This window comes from Kitasatospora sp. NPDC042419 (assembly GCF_056437345.1).
The window spans coordinates 1-4,106 of record NZ_JBWKAW010000086.1 but is presented as its reverse complement, the minus strand read 5'-3'; the positions used below and the strand labels follow the sequence as shown (position 1 = coordinate 4,106).

General features: G+C 74.3%; 4 protein-coding genes. 3 read left to right on the top strand and 1 reads right to left on the bottom strand.

Annotated elements, in window-relative coordinates:
- Positions 1 to 467: 467 nt before the first annotated feature.
- The gene (locus tag AC067J_RS43930; RefSeq protein ID WP_478308503.1) at positions 468 to 881 is read right to left on the bottom strand and encodes a thioredoxin family protein; all 414 of its coding nucleotides are present in this window, start codon (positions 879 to 881) and stop codon (positions 468 to 470) included.
- Positions 882 to 1,103: 222 nt separating this feature from the next.
- On the opposite strand from AC067J_RS43930, the gene AC067J_RS43925 reads away from it, so the two are divergent.
- The 3 genes from AC067J_RS43925 to AC067J_RS43915 all read left to right on the top strand — a co-directional run bounded on the left by AC067J_RS43925 (position 1,104) and on the right by AC067J_RS43915 (position 3,949).
- On the top strand, positions 1,104 to 1,529 hold the full coding sequence (locus tag AC067J_RS43925; protein ID WP_478308502.1) for a DUF4395 domain-containing protein: 426 nt from the start codon (positions 1,104 to 1,106) through the stop codon (positions 1,527 to 1,529).
- A 270-nt stretch (positions 1,530 to 1,799) separates the two neighbouring features.
- Complete coding sequence (locus AC067J_RS43920) at positions 1,800 to 2,570, top strand: lysophospholipid acyltransferase family protein (protein WP_478308500.1); 771 nt, start codon at positions 1,800 to 1,802, stop codon at positions 2,568 to 2,570.
- A 176-nt stretch (positions 2,571 to 2,746) separates the two neighbouring features.
- Positions 2,747 to 3,949: a hypothetical protein gene (locus AC067J_RS43915; protein WP_478308499.1), complete on the top strand. Its 1,203-nt coding sequence runs from the start codon at positions 2,747 to 2,749 to the stop codon at positions 3,947 to 3,949.
- Positions 3,950 to 4,106 lie beyond the last annotated feature (157 nt).

Below are 4,106 nucleotides of genomic sequence, written 5' to 3'. Positions count from 1 at the left end.
CACGCCCTCCCGGTCGGTGGTGTGGTCGTCCGCGAAACGACGGTCACCCGTCGCGTCCGGCACGTACTTCACACAGACAACGATCCTCAAGCTCACGGCCTGTCTCCTGTACTGGTCTCGTCCGGCGGCTGCGGCTGTGCAAGCGGGCGCGAACACGGCACGCACCCGCTCCGGGCAGCGTGTTCCCGTGCCGGTCCGGAACTTCCTGGCAGCATACCCGGCAGTAGCACAACGGTGACTACTGGCCGGTAGCTTACGCCGGGCGGTCCCGTCCGAGCGTCCCGCGGGCCCTCCGACCTGCCCGGGGAAGGTCCCCGGCCCGGCGGGCGGCCACGGGACGGCCGCACTGCCGTCAGGGCCATCCTGCCCCAGCCCGACCCCTGCTCCACCCCGCGGGGCGCTCCTTCCCCCTCCGGGTCCACCCCGGGAGCCACGCGCGCCGTCCGCGCCGGGGGCGCGGAGACCCTTCAGACCGCCTCGCCCAGCGCCGCGATCACGTCCGCCCGCCTCGGCTGCCCGGCCGCCCGGCGCACCACCCGGCCGCCCGCGTCCAGGACCAGGACGGTCGGCGTCCGCAGGATGTCCAGCCGCCGGACCAGCTCCAGCCGCTCCTCCGCGTCCAACTCCACGTGCGCCACCCCGTCGACCATCCCGGCCACCTCGGCGAGCACCCGGCGGGTGGCCCGGCAGGGCTGGCAGAAGGCGGTGGAGAACTGCACCAGGGTCGCCCGTTCGCCGAGCGGCGCCCCCAGCTCGGCCGCCGACAGCCCCACCGCCCCGTCCTTCGCCCGCACCCGCAGCCTCCCGTCGCGCTTGGCCCGCAGCAGCCCGAACGCACTCGCCAGCGCGAGCACGACAACGCACACCACCAACCCGGTCATGCCCCCAGTCTGCGCCAGCCCCTCCGGGCGCCGGGAGCGGACCCCGCAAACCGGTCGACCGCCGGCCCGCGGCCCGCGTACGATCGCGGGGTGGACTCCGACCGCCCCGCACAGCCGCTGCTGACCGCCCGCCGGGTGGTCGACCTGTGCCGGGCCACGGCCTCGCGCTGTCGCTGACGCGCCCCCGCCGTCACCCCGTCGCCGCCCCCTCCCGGAGCCCCCGTGCAGATCGACCCCCGCGGCCCGCGCTTCGCCGCCGCGCTCACCACCGTCGTCCTGATCGCCGTCCTGCTCACCGGCAGCGGAATCCTGCTCACCGCCCAGGCCCTCGTCTTCGCCCTCGGCGCCCTCGCCGGACTGCGCCGCTCCCCGTACGGGTGGCTGTACCGCACGCTGGTCCGGCCCCGCCTGGCGCCGCCGACCGAGACCGAGGACGAGCGCCCGCCCAGGTTCGCCCAGGGCGTCGGCCTGGTCTTCGCGGTCGTCGGCGCGCTCGGCTTCCTCACCGGGGTCGCCTGGCTCGGCCTGCTCGCGACCGGGTTCGCGCTGGCCGCCGCCTTCCTGAACGCCGCCTTCGGCTACTGCCTGGGCTGCGAGATGTACCTGCTGGTCCGCCGCGCCCAGGGCCGGGTGGACATCGCCGCCTGAACACGCCCCGGCACCGCCCCGCCCACGCGCCGCCGCCCCCGCCTCATGAGCCCGGCCGGGAAAAAGTTCCCGGCCGGGCTCATCACGCACATCACACCTTCACATTCCGCCTGGCAGCACGCCTCAGGTGACAGCGGGCACCCCTTCGGGGGATCATCTCCGTGTATCACCCGTGGCCGCCGCGGCGTGCCGCGCCCCCGGTCGGCCCCCACGTACGGCGCGGGTACCCGCCGTACCGGGCCGCGAGGCCCGTCGAAGTCAGGACTGACCGTGGCAGAGTTCGTGTACCCGCCGGTGATCGGCGCCGCACTGACCGTCTTCCGCGCGCTCGACGTGCGCATCAAGATCGTCGGCGCCGAGCACATCCCCGCCAAGGGCGGAGCGGTCCTGGTGAGCAATCACATCAGCTACCTGGACTTCCTCTTCGCCGGCCTCGGCGCCTACCGCGGCGGCAAGCGCAAGACGCGCTTCATGGCCAAGGACGCCGTCTTCAAGCACGGCGTCTCCGGCCCGCTGATGCGCGGCATGAAGCACATCCCGGTCGACCGCACCGACGGCCAGCCCGCCTACGAGGCCGCCGTCCGCGCCCTGCGGGCCGGCGAGGTGGTCGGGGTGTTCCCCGAGGCGACCATCAGCCGCTCCTTCATGCTGAAGAAGTTCAAGACCGGCGCCGCCCGGATGGCCGCCGACTCCGGCACCCCGCTGCTGCCGGTCATCCTCTGGGGCACCCAGCAGCTCTGGACGAAGGGCCGCCCGAAGACCCTCACCAAGCGGCACGTCCCGGTGACCATCATGATCGGCGAGCCGATCGAGCTGGCGCCCACCGACAAGCCCGTCATGGTCACCCGCCGGCTCCGCGCCGCGATGTCCGAGATGCTCGACCAGGCCCAGCGCGAGTACCCCGGCAAGCCCTCCGGCCCCGACGACACCTGGTGGCTGCCCACTCACCTCGGCGGCACCGCTCCCACCCTGGAGACCGCCGAGGCCGAGGACGAGGCGGAGGCCGCCGCCCAGGCCGAACGCCGCGCCGCGCGCGGCTGACACCGGCACGCGCCCACCCGCCTTCCACGCCTCCGGAAGGACTACTCCCGGTGCCCGGGTGGACGCACAGCGTCGCGTGTCGCCCCCTCTCTCCCGTGCCCGATCTGACAAAGTGACAGCTCCCTCGGGACCCGACCGGACTCACCCGGCGGTTCGAAGACGGAGATGAGACGCGCATGACCGGCACACGGCTCTCACGGACCACCCCCACCACCACGGCCCGCACCCGCGCTCGCGCCGGTGCGGGCCTGCTGCTGGCAGGGGCCCTGCTCACCGGCTGCGGCGCTCAGCCCGGCGACATCCCGCTCAGCGAGATCCGTGCCGAGTCGCCTTCCCCCACACCCACACCCACGCCTCCGGCCGAAGCGGCCGCCGCCCCGGGCGTGATCGGCGCCGCCGCGGCGACCCCGACGGCCCCTCCCGTCCGCAACGGCCTGATCGCCAGCCAGGTCGCCCCGAGCACCGAGCACGAAACCGGCGCCATCCTCTCCACCGGGCCCGACGGCACCGGCGAGCGCCCGCTCACCCAACCGCCGGACGGCGCCCGGGACGACAACCCCTCCTGGTCCCCCGACGGCGTCACGCTCGCGTTCGACCGCACCGGCGCCGACGCCGAGGCCGCCCGGATCTGGCTCACCACGGCCACCGGCGAAGGCGCCCACCAGGTCGGTCCGCTCTGCAGCATCGGCGCCCCCGACTGCGTCAACGAGGCGGAGAGCCACCCCGCGTTCTCCCCGGACGGCCGGCGGCTCGCCTTCAACCGCACATGGGGGGCCGGCGACCCCGAGAGCGGCCAGGTCCAGTACTCCGACCTCTACCTGATGAGCCCCGACGGCACCGACGTCCAGCGCCTGACCTTCCTCACCAACGACAAGCCCTACTCCGGCGAGGTGACGAGCCCGAGCTGGTCACCCGACGGAAAGCAGCTCGTCTTCGAGTACCGCACCAGCGCCACCGGCCAGCCCGCCGACGGCCGCGCCCTGTTCTCCGTCGCCGCCGACGGCACCGGCCTGCGCCAGCTCACCCCGTGGGAACTGCGGGCCGGCGGCCGTGCCGGCTGGTCACCCGACGGCGGGCGGATCGTCTTCACCACCTTCCCGGCCGGCCCCGACTTCACCCCCGGAGGCGGGATCTACACCATGCACGCCGACGGCAGTGCGATCGAGGCCCTCACCCCCGGCCCCTCCGACCTCTCCTACGGCCCGGCGTCCTACTCCCCCGACGGTCGGTCCATCGTGTTCACCCAGGCGACCGGCACCGGGACGTCCTCCGACCTCTACGTCATGCAGCCCGACGGCGGCAGCCCCACCCGGCTCACCGACACCCCCGAGCGCTCGGAGAGCCGGCCGAGTTGGGGCACCGCGGCGCCGCAGGGCTGACCCCGGCCACCCAGGCAGCTCCGGTAGGTCCGGTGACTTCGCTGATTCCGCCTGGCTCCGCCGATTCCGCCACAACGCAAAGAACCCCCGTCCGGATCCCGGACGGGGGTTCTTTGTGAATGATTGTTCGGCGGCGTCCTACTCTCCCACAGGGTCC

Bases quoted from the DNA above. Each gene is read 5' to 3' on its own strand.
- AC067J_RS43930 (WP_478308503.1), bottom strand. From the start codon at position 881: ATGACCGGGTTGGTGGTGTGCGTTGTCGTGCTCGCGCTGGCGAGTGCG.
- AC067J_RS43915 (WP_478308499.1), top strand. From the start codon at position 2,747: ATGACCGGCACACGGCTCTCACGGACCACCCCCACCACCACGGCCCGC.